Origin of the sequence: uncultured Metabacillus sp. (assembly GCF_947503125.1) — a bacterium.
Taxonomy (GTDB): domain Bacteria; phylum Bacillota; class Bacilli; order Bacillales; family Bacillaceae; genus Metabacillus.
Window position 1 is genome coordinate 1 of record NZ_CANNCR010000069.1, and the last position, 16799, is coordinate 16799.

14 protein-coding genes and 2 pseudogenes are annotated in these 16799 nt (G+C 35.8%); 7 read left to right on the plus strand and 9 right to left on the minus strand.

Annotated elements, in window-relative coordinates; all coding sequences use genetic code 11:
• Positions 1-259 precede the first annotated feature (259 nt).
• From Q1B07_RS23365 to ltrA, 3 genes and pseudogenes are all read right to left on the minus strand, one after another.
• Entirely contained in the window at positions 260-1021 is a 762-nt protein-coding gene (locus Q1B07_RS23365; protein ID WP_366945272.1) for an aminoglycoside 6-adenylyltransferase, read from the minus strand.
• A 253-nt stretch (positions 1022-1274) separates the two neighbouring features.
• Positions 1275-1898: pseudogene (locus Q1B07_RS23370) on the minus strand (IS1595 family transposase); the annotation flags it as partial.
• Positions 1899-2288: 390 nt separating this feature from the next.
• On the minus strand, positions 2289-4064 hold the full coding sequence (ltrA, locus tag Q1B07_RS23375; protein WP_299094507.1) for a group II intron reverse transcriptase/maturase: 1776 nt from the start codon (positions 4062-4064) through the stop codon (positions 2289-2291).
• A gap of 1456 nt (positions 4065-5520) precedes the next feature.
• On the opposite strand from ltrA, the gene Q1B07_RS23380 reads away from it, so the two are divergent.
• Both Q1B07_RS23380 and Q1B07_RS23385 read left to right on the plus strand, forming a co-directional pair.
• Positions 5521-5949 (plus strand): cell wall hydrolase, encoded by a 429-nt coding sequence (locus Q1B07_RS23380; protein ID WP_299094506.1) that lies wholly within the window; start codon positions 5521-5523, stop codon positions 5947-5949.
• Positions 5950-6338: 389 nt separating this feature from the next.
• On the plus strand, positions 6339-6479 hold the full coding sequence (locus tag Q1B07_RS23385; RefSeq protein WP_299094505.1) for a hypothetical protein: 141 nt from the start codon (positions 6339-6341) through the stop codon (positions 6477-6479).
• A 151-nt stretch (positions 6480-6630) separates the two neighbouring features.
• Here Q1B07_RS23385 and Q1B07_RS23390 read toward each other — a convergent pair whose 3' ends face one another.
• The 6 genes and pseudogenes from Q1B07_RS23390 to Q1B07_RS27110 form a co-directional block, all read right to left on the minus strand.
• The gene (locus tag Q1B07_RS23390) at positions 6631-7095 is read right to left on the minus strand and encodes a hypothetical protein (protein WP_299094504.1); all 465 of its coding nucleotides are present in this window, start codon (positions 7093-7095) and stop codon (positions 6631-6633) included.
• A gap of 69 nt (positions 7096-7164) precedes the next feature.
• Positions 7165-8409, minus strand: a complete 1245-nt coding sequence (locus Q1B07_RS23395) for a DnaB-like helicase C-terminal domain-containing protein (protein ID WP_299094503.1) — start codon at positions 8407-8409, stop codon at positions 7165-7167.
• The gene (locus tag Q1B07_RS23400; protein ID WP_299094502.1) at positions 8409-9413 is read right to left on the minus strand and encodes a DnaD domain protein; all 1005 of its coding nucleotides are present in this window, start codon (positions 9411-9413) and stop codon (positions 8409-8411) included. The genes Q1B07_RS23395 and Q1B07_RS23400 overlap by 1 nt, the downstream gene beginning before the upstream one ends.
• Positions 9414-9911: 498 nt before the next feature.
• Positions 9912-10478 carry a hypothetical protein gene (locus Q1B07_RS23405; protein WP_299094501.1) on the minus strand — a complete coding sequence of 189 codons (567 nt, stop codon included), beginning with the start codon at positions 10476-10478 and terminating at the stop codon, positions 9912-9914.
• Between the two features lie 146 nt (positions 10479-10624).
• Entirely contained in the window at positions 10625-12010 is a 1386-nt protein-coding gene (locus Q1B07_RS23410; protein WP_299094500.1) for an Ig-like domain-containing protein, read from the minus strand.
• Positions 12011-12345: 335 nt separating this feature from the next.
• Positions 12346-13221, minus strand: a pseudogene (locus Q1B07_RS27110) (LysR family transcriptional regulator).
• A 147-nt stretch (positions 13222-13368) separates the two neighbouring features.
• Between Q1B07_RS27110 and Q1B07_RS23425 the strand changes: the two are divergent.
• The 5 genes from Q1B07_RS23425 (at position 13369) to Q1B07_RS23445 (ending at position 16665) form a co-directional block, all read left to right on the plus strand.
• Complete coding sequence (locus tag Q1B07_RS23425) at positions 13369-13905, plus strand: YbaK/EbsC family protein (RefSeq protein WP_299833879.1); 537 nt, start codon at positions 13369-13371, stop codon at positions 13903-13905.
• A gap of 68 nt (positions 13906-13973) precedes the next feature.
• The gene (locus Q1B07_RS23430; RefSeq protein WP_299094496.1) at positions 13974-14786 is read left to right on the plus strand and encodes a DMT family transporter; all 813 of its coding nucleotides are present in this window, start codon (positions 13974-13976) and stop codon (positions 14784-14786) included.
• 79 nt (positions 14787-14865) lie between these two features.
• Entirely contained in the window at positions 14866-15060 is a 195-nt protein-coding gene (locus Q1B07_RS23435; protein ID WP_299094495.1) for a hypothetical protein, read from the plus strand.
• Entirely contained in the window at positions 15057-15410 is a 354-nt protein-coding gene (gene tnpB / locus Q1B07_RS23440) for an IS66 family insertion sequence element accessory protein TnpB (protein WP_299094494.1), read from the plus strand. Before Q1B07_RS23435 ends, tnpB begins: the two co-directional genes overlap by 4 nt.
• A gap of 322 nt (positions 15411-15732) precedes the next feature.
• Positions 15733-16665 (plus strand): hypothetical protein, encoded by a 933-nt coding sequence (locus Q1B07_RS23445; protein ID WP_299833884.1) that lies wholly within the window; start codon positions 15733-15735, stop codon positions 16663-16665.
• Positions 16666-16799: the final 134 nt, after the last annotated feature.

Genomic DNA, 16799 nt, shown 5'->3' on the forward strand with positions numbered 1-16799 from the left:
TCAACTACCATAATTGATATAACCTAAATTCAATACAACCAACGAGTAACACTCATTTTCTTTGTGCGAAAGTTGAGCTTTTTACTTCTGCAAATTTAACTAATTTCCCTTCGAATAACATAAATATCGAATCCATTAAATAATCCTTATTCTATTAAATAGCATTAAAATGAATAATGAGCGCATATCCTTGTTTTGGATAAGCGCCCGATTATTGAATAGATAAGCACCCTACTAATTTTATAGGGTGCTCCATTTACTAATAAATTTCCTTTGCATTTGCGGGTAATCTTCTTACATGTTGCAAATATTTCACCATATTCCTATCATCATCAGTTGGATATGTGTACGAAAGAAAATGTGCTACATCCTTGGCTAACGTGCGAAACAAATCACAGGCAACAAAAATTGAATCCCACATATGCTTGTAGTTGCCGTCTGAATAAGACTTTTGGTACATTTCCCAGTAAAGCTCAGGAAGATACCTTTTGAAATACTTTCCCATCTTTCCAGATGAAATTTGAAAGTCATACTTGATCCCAATCCACCATGAAACCATCTCATCCAGCGCATCTCTTACGTGTCGTTCAAACATTTGCTTTGCATACGGCAATTCGTCTCGCCAAATCTCTTTTGCAACATTTTGCAGACACCACCAAAATTCATTGCAGCACCCCATAAAATGCGGTTCAGTCGGCTTTTTCACACGATAGTCAATATCCGTAGGGGCAGGAATTTGCGGGAGACAGTTGTCTTTATCTAATAATGGTACTGTAAGTTTATCATCAACATAGCCATCCAACATATTTTCTTTTGTCTCGATATGAAGATCTATACGATTTCCATCTGTAAATAGCATTAAATATCCGTAAGATCGATCAAAATCCATATTTATACCGGCAGATTGATTAACTTTATCCGGCTCTTGCTTTATAAGCAATTCGCCAAATTGGTTTATCCATTTATCATCTTTTATAAAGGCTGTTTTCGTAAACTTTGTTGCTATTAAATATTGATGTATTTGAAATTTTTGTTAATATAGAAATAAATCATAAATTTGCCATTAAATGGAGGTCTATAAAAAATGAGCCAAATTTTCTTATTATCTATATTTGCGTTTTTATTTATGTCATACAAATTTATCAAAGTATTTAAGAACAAGGAGGTATCCAAAAATAACAAAATCATTGCGTGGTCGTTGTACAGCATTAGCATCATAGGATTGGTTACAGTGAATTTACTATATTAATAAGGACTCTTTTTAGGGTCTTTTATTATGCAGTTTTTCGTAGAGCTTCAACTGTATTTTTATTCGATTTTCGGCACGCTGAAATAAGCATTTGTTCTACTCGTTTTTCAAATGCTATATTCTTCCCTAATTCAAGCCAACGGAACCAATAAAGGTAGTTATCAAGATATTTAGTAGCCACACCTTGAAACCTAACCATCCAATCTTCCAAGCGTTTATGAAAGTTATTGACTTGTTGAACGTGGAATATGCCTTTTTTGACATACCCTTCTTTACTAACATTAACCGCTTCGTGTTTTAACCCCTTAATTAAAGCGAACTTCTTATAATTTGTAGCTGTATCTGTGCATAACAAAGCAGAGGTGTCTATATAGTCCCCAATTACCGCATTTATTTCTTCTGCTCGTACACGCCCACGACCAGCTTTTCGAGCCACTACATTACCATTACGGTCTTGGGCTACAACCACTGCGATTTTTAGGTTAGAAATACCTCTCTTTTGGTCTTTGCCACCTCGTTCTTTCGGTTCCCTATGTGTTATTTTCCGTTTCCCCTTCATTGACTCCTTAAAGAATGTTTCGTCACTCTCAACGATTCCATTAAGCTGTTCAAATCCGAGACTACCTAATGCGTTCAATATTTTATGTCTCCGTTCACTTCTCATTAAATATCCCTCCACATGTCATAATTAATTTTAAACAAAAGTTGATTTATCATTGGAGGGGCTCTCTGATGATGTAAGCATAACTTGTTGTGTCTGGTTTATAGTTTATTTAATCTTTTTTTCATTTCGATCTTCCTTTCTTATTAAAGGATATCTCTTGTTTAAGTTATTCTATATATGCACGCCTATACCTTCATGTAGTGCCCAAAGTTTTTCATCATCTTAATGAGTTGTTATAGTGATAGGTAAGCTTTTGAGGTTATCGCCAGCTTTTCCCCCACTTAACACCGTACAGGCGAGTTTCCCAGCATACGGCGTTCCAACTAATCCAACTCATTCAGTATTTTTATGTATATGCAAAGATGAAATGTAAAATCAGATAGCTTCGTTCAGACATTGCTTACGCAATTTATTAACTTCTATAAGTTGCTTTTCATTTAACTTGAGTGAGTTCAAAAGCACTTGTATTTTCTCTTGGTCTCTCAAATGTATAAGAAGATGAACAGATTTGTGCAATATCTTTAAGTTTCCGTATGAATCATCTTTTGTGAGATGGTACGGTGTCTTATGATGACAATGCCAATCATTCAGTCCTAATTCAATTCCTGTAACAGCACATTTTCCGTATTGTGCGATAAATCGGCTAATCCGGTTATCGTTGTATTCGATGGAACGGCTCGGTATGAATTGTTTCATCACATGAGCGAGCGTTTGTTTATTAATCGCTCGTAAGTTTTGATGAATTTTATTTCTACCTTCGGTAGTATAGTTACAGATTGTTTGAGAGAAGTTCAGATTCACCTTACAGCGTTGGGCATGAATTGGTACAAGTACCATTTCTTTTATTTTGTAAAGCTTACATTCATATCCCTTATATCGTTTCTGTAAGGATTTTGTGAAGTCCTGAAACGTTGCTTCTTTTCTCATTTCTTTTAAACGATTATATAAAGCTTTATTAAGACGATTGTTCAGCTCATTTAAATCATCTGTAATGTGTGACGCTGCAGAGTAATAATTTTGGATTCCCATTATAACTGTATTAAAGCGCCAAACGTTCTCGGCTGATTGGTGTTTCTGAATCGCTTTGATTGCTTGTTTTAACTTTATCTGTGCATTTTTGAGGGCTTTCTTAGTCATGTGTGAACGAGCGACATAAAGAGTCCTTTTATTTATCCTTTTCCGATGTGCTTTAAGCCGAAAACCTAAAAACTCTGAAGAGTTTTTCTTTAGGTTAACTACTTTCGATTTTTCTTCACTAATTTCAAGCTTAAGCCTTTTTTGAAGGAAATCCTTTACTGCATAAAGCATTTTAATCGCTTGTGAACGAGTGCGACAAAGGATTTTAAAATCGTCTGCATATCTCACGATATAGCAATGTTTCAAATTCGATTGTTTCAATGCATTATATCTACTAATATGTGATTTATATAGCTTTTGAGTTTCAAAACTTTCCCATTGATTACTAACCCACCAATCTAGTTCATTTAATACAATGTTAGATAAAAGGGGCGATAAAATACCCCCCTGGGGTGTACCTTTGATTGGGAAGCCTTCGCCAATAATTTCAGCCTTTAAAAGACGAGAAATAATGGAGAGCAGTGCCTTGTCACGAATCCCAAGCGACCACATTTGTTTTAATAGTTTGGCATGATCTACATTGTCAAAGAATCCCTTTATATCAACGTCTACACAGTGATATAAGCATGCTCGATTAATGAGCGTTTCAAACCTAGCTTTCGCATGATGTGTACTGCGATTAGGTCTAAAACCATAGCTGTGCTTATAGAACCTCGCTTCACAAATCGGCTCAAGCACTTGAAGAATACACTGTTGGAACAATCTATCCCAAATAGTCGGAATCCCTAAAGGGCGTGTTTTTCCATTTGCCTTTGGAATAAAGACCCGCCGAACTGCTTGGGGTGTATAGTGCTCAAACATTCGTTGTATCTCTGATATAACTTCTGATACAGATAATCGCTTCATATCTTCAATCGTTAATCCATCATATCCAGCCGTTTTACTGCCGGAGTTTCGTTTAATATTGCGATAAGCTAACCGAATATTTTCATCGGATTGCATTAAATCGAGTAATCCATAAAAATTTTGACCATTAGCACTTTGAGCGTATAAAGAATCAAAATGATATTGCATATCATAATACTCATTGTGCCTCAGTTTCTTTCGTTTTAACAAGTCGGTGGCTCCTTTTGGAGCTGAACCTCTATTAGTCTCACAAGAACCTTATTAATCGTTGAAGAACTGCCTTGCATGGTGAATGAATCTTATATTAGTCTAGTGGCTATCCCTCAGCGTTCATTACACGCTTCAACGGTACTGTGCCACCACTTTCACTGTTATGAAGAAAAGTTATACAATCGTTATTCTCACGAATGTTTTCCCTTCCAACGCTTCACCGAGAGTAAGCTCTCCACGTTATCAGCTTACCACGTTGAATATTATCTATTATGGAACAAACTTAGGTGCCTCCTATGAGCCTGTTAACATTGCATGTGCCTGTAACACAAGATGGACTTTTATATAATTGATTCTTACTCATCCACAGCTAACCTCACATTTAGTGATATACACATTTCTATGTATTGCCAGTCTAGACCCGTACATTCGGAGGTTCGCCAGCAATATAGTTTATTATTCTATTTCATTGCATTCTCACCATATTTGTTCAACCCAAGCATCATGATTTACACCGCCCCATCGGGTAGGGTTTCGTCAGCCGAACTATTACGGTAAATTCTCACGCCTATTAGCCGAGCTTATAACACGCTTTTCCTTACTAAACAGCGTGCTATTCGACGCAGGGGAAGCCTTTCAGAGCGTTACCTCCTCATTCGACTTCTTGATAATATCCTTCAATTTAAATCATAAATTGCCTAACCTTTACCGAGATTGCGTTAACCACATCTCATTTGAGTCAGGAACGTGTCGCACCAATATAATGGCCCTTTAATTGAATAACATGGCTTGCGTTTTTATACATCTTTATTGTAAATGTAACAATTTTATTTGTATTTAATCAACTTTATTGTCACTTAACAGCGGCAACAATCTCCGCTCTTCAACTAAAGCGTCCCTTTCTGTTATATCTAAAATATGAATTAGAATCTTAAAATCACAAGGAATGATAAGCAAAGGAGATGTTGTAAAAAATAACATCTCTTTTTTTTATGATACCAGAATTTATCTATTTTCTTAACCGAGCTTGCGTTTCTGAATCTAGCTCAGGCGCCATCGGCGAAGCACAGGACGTGCAAGTGCAGTTAAGAGATAAGGACGTCGCGTTTTTAACTGCCTTTAGGGTCTAGTCAAACAGGAATTGAAGGTAAAGAACACCTTCTATTCCTGTTCGCCTTATGCTTGTCGCCGATAGGCAAGGCGCCTTGCGCTTTTTTCTAACCTGCTTCGTTCGTTTAATATGTTTTAGATGAATTTTAAATTTATATAATTACCTATCCATCAGAATTTAAACCAATTTTTATAAGATATTATAGAAAAAAGGATTAGAATTATCCACAGTACCAGAAAAAAAGGTAATTAGTCTAACTAAAAAACAATATTATAAAGTGTAAAATACAATGGGGGTGAAGTCATGTCAGTTGTTAAGGCTACAAGTGCAGATATTAACCTTTTGGCAAGATTACTTAGGGCTGAAGCTGAAGGTGAAGGGATAAAAGGAATGTTACTCGTTGGGAATGTAGGAATTAATCGAGTAAGAGCAAATTGTTCCGACTTTAAAGGGATCCGTACTATCCAGGAAATGATCTTTCAACCACATGCATTTGAAGCCGTTACTCATGGTTATTTCTATCAAGCGGCAAGGGAAAAGGAAAAACGTTTAGCACGTCGAGTGATTAATGGTGAAAGATTTTGGCCTGCAAAATTTAGTTTATGGTATTTCAGACCCCCAGGTGATTGTCCTCCACAGTGGTACAATCAACCTTTTGTGGCACGTTACAAACTTCACTGTTTTTATGAACCAACAGCTGAAACATGTGAAAATATTTATAACACGTTTTAACACAATAAGAAGATAGAATTCGTCGATCAAGATCGTTTTTTCATTGATTATTGAAACTAAACTTATAAACTTACTGATGCTTTTACAGTTGTCTTACATTAAGTCGGCTTTCCTCTGATAAAGGAATTTCGATTAAAAGAAAAATTCCTTTGGAGTATCTACCCACCATATAAATAGCTTTTTTACAGTTTAGTTAATGAAAAATAACAGTTAAACAAACATAGAAATGAACAAAAACTAATGCATACTTCCTTGACAGTTCCTTAATCTACCTTTCAATTCAAATGTTCTGTCCTTTTCACTAAGAAAATTAAGTTTAACCCACCATGGAAAAATTACCTGTCATTGAAGCTTACTTTTTACCAATCCTATTAATGGGGGTGGTAAGCATGACAAATCAAAATCCTATTGAGTATACTGAGAAGGTTCTAGATCAACGAAATGACCTTACTGGGCCTAACGATTCAGGCAAGGCATTATATCCAAAACGACCCAAAGATGTATCGATACAGGAGCCTAAACGAAAATAGATCAGATTCTGCTCCCCAAACGGTGATGCATGTAATCTCCTTAATTGCTTCTAATACTCAATTGTTGGAGAAAAACAATACATAAAAGTTTTATTGTTTTTCTCCCTAATATCTTTTATTTCTACACTACACCTCTGACAAATAAATTTGTTCATGCGGATGGATCATTCAATTGAACCGCTTCTACTTCAATATCAGTATGGTTAAAATACCCTGCTATTGCCGGAAAACTCTCAAATTCCTTCCTTAGGTCCCGAAACGAAATCACCTCATTTCCCCTTGCAAGTTCGAAATCAAGCAAATATTCGTGGCAATTCAATGGGGCTTGATAAAATGTTTCAGTGTAGAATTGGATGGCCTGTTGCTGGCTTCTAGCAAAAATAAAGACAAAATCATTCTTGTTCATCTTCAGCGAGTAAATGCCTACCTTATGAAAACTTAATACATTCTTTTCAATCAATTCCGCTACTTTCTGATGATCGGCTTGATCAAGGTCTATGCTGAATATACTGTCATCCAATGAAAGTTTCTGCTCTTCTAGTAAATGATAGATGTAATGGGCTAATGTGGATTCTTCTAAACGTATACATTCCAGGTAAAGATCTTTCACAATCACGTGATAACACCTCATTATCAATTTTATCGCCATTCCTCTTTGTTCATAAGTCTATTCAAGGGCAAGACTCTATTCCTTTTTCTCTTCAATCTTTCCTGTATACTCGTTATAATTTACTGCGATGGTTCCGACTGGACCATTTCGATTTTTCGAAACAATGATTTCTAGGGAACGATCCTGAGTTTCCTTGTCATAATAAGCTTCACGATACAAGAACAAAATGACATCGGCGTCCTGTTCCACACTGCCCGATTCCCGAATATCTGACATCATCGGCCGTTTATTGGCTCTTGATTCCACCGATCGATTTAGCTGTGCCAAGCATACGACTGGACAATTAAAATCCTTTGCCATCGTTTTGATCGATTTGGATATTTCCGTCACTTGTAAATGGGCATTCCCTCCGTAAGATTCACTAGAGCGGATAAGTGTTAAGTAATCGATAAAAATGATCGGTTTTTTGTATGGAAATTGATTGATCAATTTTCGCGTTTTTGCTCTCATCTCAGCGATCGTTTGTCCAGCACCATCAAAAATTTGCATATAAGTTTCATTGAGCTCACCAATTACATCTGACCATTTATTCTTTTGATTCTCAGATAGCATTCTTTTCGGATCCCGCATTTTTCTACGGTTGAAGCCCCCTGTTGAGGCAATTAATCGACTTGTTATCAACTTTTCAGGCATTTCCAAGGAAAAGACAAGCGGCAAATACCCAGCCCACCCCGACATTTTAGCAAAATGAAGCATGACGTCGGTTTTTCCCATCGATGGTCTTGCCGCTACAATCGTCACTTCCCCATCTTGAAAGCCGCCTGTCACTTCGTCGAGCTTTTTAATACCCGTTGTTGCACTTTTCAAGATATTTTGATCTTCCCAAGGGGCCTCAAAGATATTTGTTAACGCTTGTTGTAAGGACGTGTGATCATCCATCTTCGTTTGGTTAATTTTATCCAATTCGGCAATGACCTTTGGAATCTCCCAATCATTATTGGCTGCAACTGTTAAAATGTTTCTCTTTTCCCGATTCTTCCAAAGATCAAGAATGAGCCTCTCGATTCCTTCAAATCTCTCAAGATCAGCAAACGATAACAGCTCTGAAAGATAAGACATGCCGCCAAATGAATCAAGGTCGGGTAAGGTTGTCAATGTGATTAAATCAATATTCCTACCCGCTCGGTTTAACTCAACCATTCTGCGCATTAATTCTTTATGCCGTGTACTTTCCAGATGTTCAGGTTGAATAACGGTATCCTTGAGCAGGTACTCCGCCTTCATCAAGCTTCCTAAGAACACTTTTTCGGCAATACTCATCACTCTTCACCTGCCGTTAGATCAAGTTCAAATTCACTTGGAATATCTCGTCCACCAGGAAACGATTTGGTTGATTGTTTATGTACAGGGTTTTGCTCCTTTTGATAAGCATCAATTTCGTTGGCGGTCAGTAACGATTCATTTTCCCAATTTTTAAGAATGCCAACGACATAGTTCAGCCTTCGCTTGTTATTGGCACATGCAATTGCCATGGCTTTTAAGATCACGTCTTTAGGCTGCAAAAAGCTAGAATCATCTAACCAAGATAATAGCTGCTCTTTCGCATTCACGTTTGAGAAACCAAATCCATTGTTATCCCAAAACTCAATAATTTCTTTCACGTCTTTCGATTTTTGATTTTGTGATGGAGCCTCGATGTCTGGATTATTCTCTATATTTGGGTTAAAAGCTTTTTCTTTTTGTTGTTGTTTTTGTTTTTGTTTTTCTTTTTCTTCTTCTTTTTCTTTTTGTGCCCGTATCGTATGACGAGACAAAGACGTATCGTCAAAATCTTCATCCGTGTCTAGATATGTATCATTTTCATTTTGATCATTCATTACCTTGTCAGAGGACATTCTTACAGGCTTACAAAAAGACTCATATAAGCTTCGAATTTCCTGTTTATCAATGGACTCCAACACAAATGGAATAAGCGAGGTATCGTTGATCTCTTTTAATTCCGAACAAATACAATCCATGACTGGTTTCCCACCTTTACGCAGGTTATATTTCCCCCAGTTTTTAATCGCAAGTTCTCTTGTTACAGGATTGTAACGAATCAACTTATGATGCAGGGTGAATCGTTCTATTAACGAATGAACACTCTCAAGCGAATATCCCAAATCAAAGGCCATTTGTTTTTTCGTAATTCGATAGATTCCTGTTTGAGTCGTATGTGGATTTGTAAGCAGATAGAGGTAAAAATACCTATCCTCGGGGGTCATCTCTTCTGAAACAATCGGATTCTTCCAAAAATCAGTACGCACCATTCGATATTTTGCCATCTTTAATCACTGTCCTTTCTTCTATGAAAATTCTTTTCATAGACTATATATAGAGAAGTGAGCAAAGAGTAGCGGGTATTGAGATTTTTTTTTGCAAGTTTTGTAATACCTAACTCAATTTTTTTCCTTCTTACCTTAAAACCGCGCCTTGCCAATATCCATTAGCTTCAGAATGATTCTGTTGTTTATTTTGTTGAAAGATCTGAAAAAACAATTAGTAGAATTGTAAAAAACATGATGAAATCAAAATGGTTTACCTGTGTTCATGTTTAAATACTCCTCTTTATGAAAATTGGAAACTTATAATAACAACCTGTTAGTCAACATTAAAAGGCATGAGAAACGTTTAACAACATGTTCTCATGCCTAAAAATCTTGAAAATATTCGGATTTAACTTTATTGTTTTTGTATACATAAAAGGTTAAGAGGAAGGAAAATTGCTTGGGAAGAAAATCGGCTACCTACTCTCAAAAGCTAAATTTATCATACAAAAAGAATCAGTGTTTATATTCTTTATACCATTGTCTTATTTCTTTTTGAATATCAGCCCAATGGAAGTCTGAAAGAACAAAAGGTACATTTTGTTTTAATTCAATAATTTCAATTTTGCCTCCATTTATTTCAACTATACAAAAATTTCTATAAGGAGAAGGAATAATGTTAATATCATTGCTTTCTTTGTATAATTTTAGGATTGCCTCTTTTTGATTTTCAGTTATTATCCACTCTTCCTTGTCAACATCCCTTTCTTGTGGTTGCATTTCGTCTTTATCCCTTATAACACCTTCAGGATTTTTGATTATTTCTTTTGAATCAACCTCTGGTGTAGAGGTATTTTCTTTTAAACAATCTCGAATGTTATTTAAAGATTCAACAATCTCCCCAAGTGCAAGAAGAACTAATCCCGAACTAATTCCAGCTATACTCCAACTTAAAAATATACTCCAAATGAACTCTTCGTATTGATAACCAAAAATAAAACCAGCACTTATTCCAGAGGCGATATTTACCCAACCCATAATAATTAGCGCTATTGCAATTTTGTTTTCTTTCTCTTGCAGCAAATAAAACAACTCCAATCGTCTATTAATCTAGGACAATATTATCATACATTTACAATATTGGTAATATTATACTGAGTAATACGCTTTGAATAAGAAAAATTAATATTTACTCGGTCTTAATTTTTGGTATAGAGGTTAATATCCCATTAAGGTTTTACAACTCTGATCGTTGCAGCTTGACTAACGTTCCCTGCTTTATCCTTCGCAGTTACAGAGAGTGTAGTTCCTGTTTTCTGTGCAGGAATCTTAACGGAGTAAGTTCCGTTTGAATAAGCAGTAGCAGAGCCAATCGACTTGCTTCCAACTTTAACAGTTACGATTGAGAAAGCTTCTGCTTTTCCTTTTACAACCTTATCGTTACTGTCTACTCTATTAATAGTTGGTTTACTTGGTGCAACTACATCAACAACAGTTACAGTTGATCCTGGACTCAAATTGCCTGCACCATCTTTAGATATTACTGTCACCTTCGTGCCTGCTTTTTGAACAGGTATTGCAGTAGTGAAAGTGCCTTTTGATGTTGTCTTTCCATTTCCTATTACTTTACTTCCAACTTTTACAATAATGTAAGAAGTAGGTTCTGCTTTACCAGTTACCGCTTTGTCGTTATTGTCAACTCTATTTATAACTGGCTTAGCTGGAGGTATAACGTCAGCAACTTTTACTGTTGTTCCCGAACTACTATTTCCTGCTGAGTCTTTAGCATAAACAGTCAAAGTAGTGCCATTCTTTTGTGCCTTAATCTTCACCGAAAAGTCACCTTTCGATGTTGCTACCGCAGAGCCAAGTTGAGTATTTCCATTTTTCACAATTACAGTGGAATTGGCTTCTGCTTTACCTGTCACAACTGTATCATTATTATCAACTTTATTAACTGTTGGTTTCGATGGTGCAACATTGTCTACAAATGCCGTTGCAATTTGATATAAATCTTGTTCTGTATTATCATCATAATAATCGTTATCAAAATCTAAAACTGGAACATAGTATGTTCCTGCTTTTGCTTGATATACTTGAATCTCAATATCATCCTCATACTCTGTACCAAGATATTCTAATTTTCCAGTATCAGCATAATCATACTCTGTTGCAATAAAGAGTAGATCAATAGCATACGAGTTTGTAGCACCACCTACTAATAGAACTCCATCCTTAGGGACAACAACCTTATGAAAATCTACATCATACAAAGGAAGCAATTGACCGATTGTAGGTTTTTCATACGATGTGGCATTCGCATAATCAAAGTCATCGTTATATTCTTGTTCAAATATGTACTCACTAGTAGAACTACTACCCATTATGCTAGTTTTTCCTGAACTTTTTACCGACTTAGAACCTTCAATCTCTTTCTCTAGTTTATTTAACGCATCAGAATCAACTATACCTTTCCTGAGTGGCTTTTCAACATGATCTTCCACAACTTTCTTTGATAATTCGTAATCATTTCCTTCTGCCTTAACAGTACCTACAGACAATGATAAGGCTAATAAGCCTACAGCGACTAATGACACAATACCTTTTTTACGCACGATTTCTTCCCCCTTATTCGTTATAAAGAACTATTTAACAATATATCAATAGTACTATAAAGAATACTGTATAACCATATTTTCTTTTCTGTATTTTCCGACAAAATTCACATTATAATAAAAGCCAAGGGAATGAACCCTTGACTCATTTGTCTTAATGTCTAATAATAAAATTGTAAAAATTTAACCTCTGTTATTCAGTTACTTCTTTTCTATACTTACCTTCCCCGGATAAAAACCATTCATCTATAGCCATTTTCGGATAGTAAACTTCATCTTCAATTTTAATAAATGGAACACTGTCGTCTTTGGATATGAGGTTATATAGTTCGTCTTCATCTAATCTCTCTGTTCCTATAAGATAAATATTCTAAAAATTTCTTGGACGCAAGGGAAAGTGATTTTTGTTCTCTCGTAGCTATACAATATCTCTAAAAGCAGGAATTTCAAGCTCTTTCGCAATTATTTTGTGAGGAATACGCTTCAGGATTAATTCTGGTAATATACTGATTCCTAGCCCGTTTTCCACCATAGACATAATTGCATAATCATCCCATGTTGTAAAATTAACTTGAGGTGAAATATGATGCATCTCAAAAATTTCAGAGATTTCTGCTTTTGCTCCTTTTTCCAATAGCATAAATGGGCTATTCAGTAAGTCGTTGATTGGAAACTTTTCGCAATTAGCAAGAGGATGATTTAACGGCATCACTACCAGCAAACGGTCTTGCTCCACAAAGATAGTATCTAATTCTGGTTTTGATGGAAGCCGCACAAATCCTAAGTCAACACGTCCATTTAGAATCCAGCTTTCAATTTCTGTATAATCACCAAGCAGAAGTTCAAAATCTATCTTTGGGTAATCCTTCTTAAAAATTCTAATTATGTTAGGAAGCCAATGGGTTGCTACGCTAGAAAATGTCCCAATGCGAATCATCCCAGTCTGCATATCGTGTAAGTCTTCGATCTGAGTCATTAAGATTTCATGCTCATTACATATTCTCTTTAATTGGGGCAGTAACTTTAAGCCATCAGAGGTTAAATTGATACCGGCACGTCCTCTTTCAAAAAGGGAAACCCCCCCATTCCGTTTCTAAATCGTTAATCATACGGCTGATCCCAGACTGTGTATAGTCCAATGCTTCTGCAGCTTTTGTAAAGCTACCCAATTCTACTACTTTTACAAACGCCATATATTTTTGGATATTCATACTCGTTTCCTTTTCCATCTGTTTTTGTCATGAGTATCATGACAAAAATTCGTTTTTGTAATACATGTGAACATGATATGTTATTACTATCAAAAATTCAAGTTAGGAAAGGCTAGGGATATAAAGATGTTTTTTGTGAGTAATATTATGGAAAAAGCACCAGATAGCTATAAGTCTCCGCTACAAGAAATGGTATACGAATCATTGACAAAGTTACAGATTTCATTTAAACGAGTGAATACAGATGAAGCAATTTCAATGGAGGACTGTATCGAGATCAATCAAAAATTGGATATGAAAATGGTAAAAACGCTGTTCCTCTGCAACAGTAAAAAGACAGAGCTTTATTTATTTATAACTACCGCTGATAGGCCATTCAAATCAAAAGATTTTAGAAATGCACTCGACATTTCACGCGTATCCTTTGCTCCTGCAGAGATGATGGAACAAATTCTGCGCGTAAAAAAAGGAGCTGCTACTGTATTTGGTGTTTTAATGGACAAGGAAAATTTTGTGCAAGTTGTTTTTGATGAGGACGTACTTTTGGAAGAATGGTATGGATGTAGCGATGGGACCACAACCGGATATATTAAGGTCAAAACAAAGGAGATCATAAATAACTTCCTAACCTATACAAAGCACATTCCGAAAGTAATCGAAATAAATTCAGAAAAAGAATGGTGATTAATTACTTTATTTTAAAAGCAGGTTAATACTCTGCGAAATATAAAAGGTTTAAAGGAGGGAAGTTTGTGGATCAAAAGCGATTATTACTAATTTATGGTTTAGTATTTTTTGTCACAGCTATTTGGGGACTTAATATGGTTATAATTAAAGTACTGGTGGAAGAATTACCTCCACAAACCATGACGGCATTCCGAATTATGATGGCTGGGATTACAGCATTAATCATAATCGTTCTTGGAAAATCCTTTCGTCGTTTATCGAAAGGAGAATGGATTTATACACTACTTGGAATGTTATTTGGTGTCATTGTACATCACTTGCTTATAGCAGTAGGTTTAACAATGATTGATGCTTCGAATGCTTCTTTAATTCTTGCATTAGTTCCGCTTTCAACAGCAATACTCGCTGTCCTTTTTTTAGGTGAACAATTAACTAAATTGCGAACGATAGGTTTTATTCTTGCATTAACTGGTGTCTTTTTTATTCAAGGTGGTTCATTCAGTAATATGCAATTGTCACAAGGAGAATTGATTTTATTTATTGCTATGTTCGTCCAAGCCATTAGTTTTATTTTTGTAAAAAAGGCAACAGCAACTCTCGATTCAAAACAAGTAACAACAATAATGTATTTATTAGGTTCAATAGGTTTGTTGATTATTAGTTTTATAACTGAACCTAAAGGATTCAATGAAATGACTTCATCCACTATATTTATTTACTTTTTATTTATTGTGTCAGGGGTAGTGGCAACAGGTGTGGGGTATATAGTTTTTAATGCAGCAATTCAGCAGATAGGAGCAGGGAAAACAGCAATATTTAATAACTTTGTTCCTTTTTTTGGTCTTGTATTCTCCGCACTTTTCTTAAATGAAACGTAAGCCCCCAATCAAACAACGCATATAAACACGCAGCGCCTCCTGGTACTATGCAAGTATCACTAAAGGAGGTGCTTTTCATATGCCGCAACAAAAACTAACCATTGTCCCCGTTACATTACATACCGAAAACGAAAATACCTCTTCAAAAAATCGAACAGCCCCTTCCTCAAATCCGACTTGCACGATCAAAACCGGCAATGTTGAAATTTCCTTCTTCAACGGCGTAGATGAGCACATCATCCAAACGATCATGAAGGAGTTGAAAGATCGATGAAACACGATTATACAAATGTGAAAAACATTTATATCATTTGCGGTAAAACGGACATGAGAAAAGGAATTGATGGCCTGGCAACACTGATTCAAGATTCTTTCGAACTTGATCCATATGGCGATTCCATTTTCTTATTTTCAGGATGGAGTAAAGATCGCTATAAATGTTTATATTTCGACGGAGATGGCTTCGCCATGCTTTATAAAAGATTGGATAACGGCAAACTCCAATGGCCAAAAGATGAAAATGAAGTACGCAATCTTTCTCAACAGGAGCTTCGCTGGCTCCTCGAAGGGTTATCGATCCAGCAGCCAAAGGCAATTCAGCCATCATCGAAAGGTGTTTTCTAAATTCGTTAAAGCCATTCATTTTTTCTTTATTCCACTGTTCGAACTCGTTATAATAAGATAAGTGAATCCGAACGAAAAGTGGTGAATGATGTGGCTAACCCTTCTTCTACGAATGAAAATCAAAATGAGAAATTAATTCGAATGCTCGAAGAGCAATTGGCTCATTCGAAGCAACAAAACAAGAACTTATCGAAACAGATTGAAGTGTTAACTGACCAAGTTCGCCATTTAACCAAACTTTTATATGGATCAAAAACCGAAAAATCGAAATACAATACTCCGGATGGGCAAGCGTCACTTTTTGAAGATGACCCGTCTTTTAATGAACCAAAAATATCAGAATTTACGGCTATTTGTGCCGCGTACCAGAAGGTACGCTTATTTTTTATATTTCGGGCTTACCCCTGAAAGTAAAGGTCGGATTGAAAATGTAGTTGGCTTCGTTAAGAAAAATTTCGCAAAACATCGTGTATTCCATAATATTGATTCTTGGAATGAGCAAGGATGGGAATGGCTAAATAGAACAGGTAACTCCAAAATCCATAATACAACAAAAAAGAGACCGGTCGAAGTGTTCACCCTTGAAAAGCAACACTTAAAACCAGTCTCAAAAAATATAGATATTAAAAACAATTACGAAACAAGTATATCAAGGTCTGTCCATAAGGACAACACCATTCGTTATTTATCTAATCGGTATTCACTTCCACTTGGAACCTATAACAAATATGAAAAAGTCAGTGTCAAAGAGACTGAAGACAGAGAGTTAATCATCTATATACCAGAAACAGGAGAGATAATAGCTAAACATAAAGTTCCCGAAGGGAAAGGAGTATTAGTTAAAGATAGAAATCATAGCAGGGACCGGTCAAAAGGAATCGATGCATTTATCAATACAGTTATACAGCAGTTTGAAGATAAAGAACAGGCTTATGATTATATTCAGTTGGTCAGAGAAAAGTATCCTCGATATATTAGAGACCAACTACAAATTATAATAAGAGAAACTAAAGAAAATGATCCACAAATATTATCGGCAGCTTTGAACGAGTGTATGAAAAGGAAATTATTTAGTGCAACAGATTTTAGCGATATCGTTGCATATGTAAAACGGCAACGACAAAAACATGGAACAGATAAGGAAAATGTGAAACCGATTGAACCACTGAACAAGTTATCTAGCTGGATAATGGAAACCGAGGCTCATAAAAGAAGAATAGATTCTTATACAATAATATTGGAAGGTGAATTCTAATGAGTGAGATGCAGCATTTACAAGAGATCATGAAGACACTTCGACTCGTGGAAACCGCTAATAACCTTCCAACGTTGATAAGGGATGCTGAACAGAAAGATCTTTCTTTCACACAATTTTTATTAAATGTATCA

What these genes read in the sequence shown, in the direction of transcription:
- Q1B07_RS23445 (WP_299833884.1), top strand. Translation starts at nt 15,733, where the DNA reads ATGAACCAAAAATATCAGAATTTACGGCTATTTGTGCCGCGTACCAGA.
- Q1B07_RS23395 (WP_299094503.1), bottom strand. Translation starts at nt 8,409, where the DNA reads ATGAGTATTGCCGAAAAAGTGTTCTTAGGAAGCTTGATGAAGGCGGAG.
- Q1B07_RS23380 (WP_299094506.1), top strand. Translation starts at nt 5,521, where the DNA reads ATGTCAGTTGTTAAGGCTACAAGTGCAGATATTAACCTTTTGGCAAGA.
- tnpB (WP_299094494.1), top strand. Translation starts at nt 15,057, where the DNA reads ATGAAACACGATTATACAAATGTGAAAAACATTTATATCATTTGCGGT.
- Q1B07_RS23400 (WP_299094502.1), bottom strand. Translation starts at nt 9,413, where the DNA reads ATGGCAAAATATCGAATGGTGCGTACTGATTTTTGGAAGAATCCGATT.
- Q1B07_RS23385 (WP_299094505.1), top strand. Translation starts at nt 6,339, where the DNA reads ATGACAAATCAAAATCCTATTGAGTATACTGAGAAGGTTCTAGATCAA.
- Q1B07_RS23435 (WP_299094495.1), top strand. Translation starts at nt 14,866, where the DNA reads ATGCCGCAACAAAAACTAACCATTGTCCCCGTTACATTACATACCGAA.
- ltrA (WP_299094507.1), bottom strand. Translation starts at nt 4,064, where the DNA reads ATGCAATATCATTTTGATTCTTTATACGCTCAAAGTGCTAATGGTCAA.
- Q1B07_RS23425 (WP_299833879.1), top strand. Translation starts at nt 13,369, where the DNA reads ATGGAAAAAGCACCAGATAGCTATAAGTCTCCGCTACAAGAAATGGTA.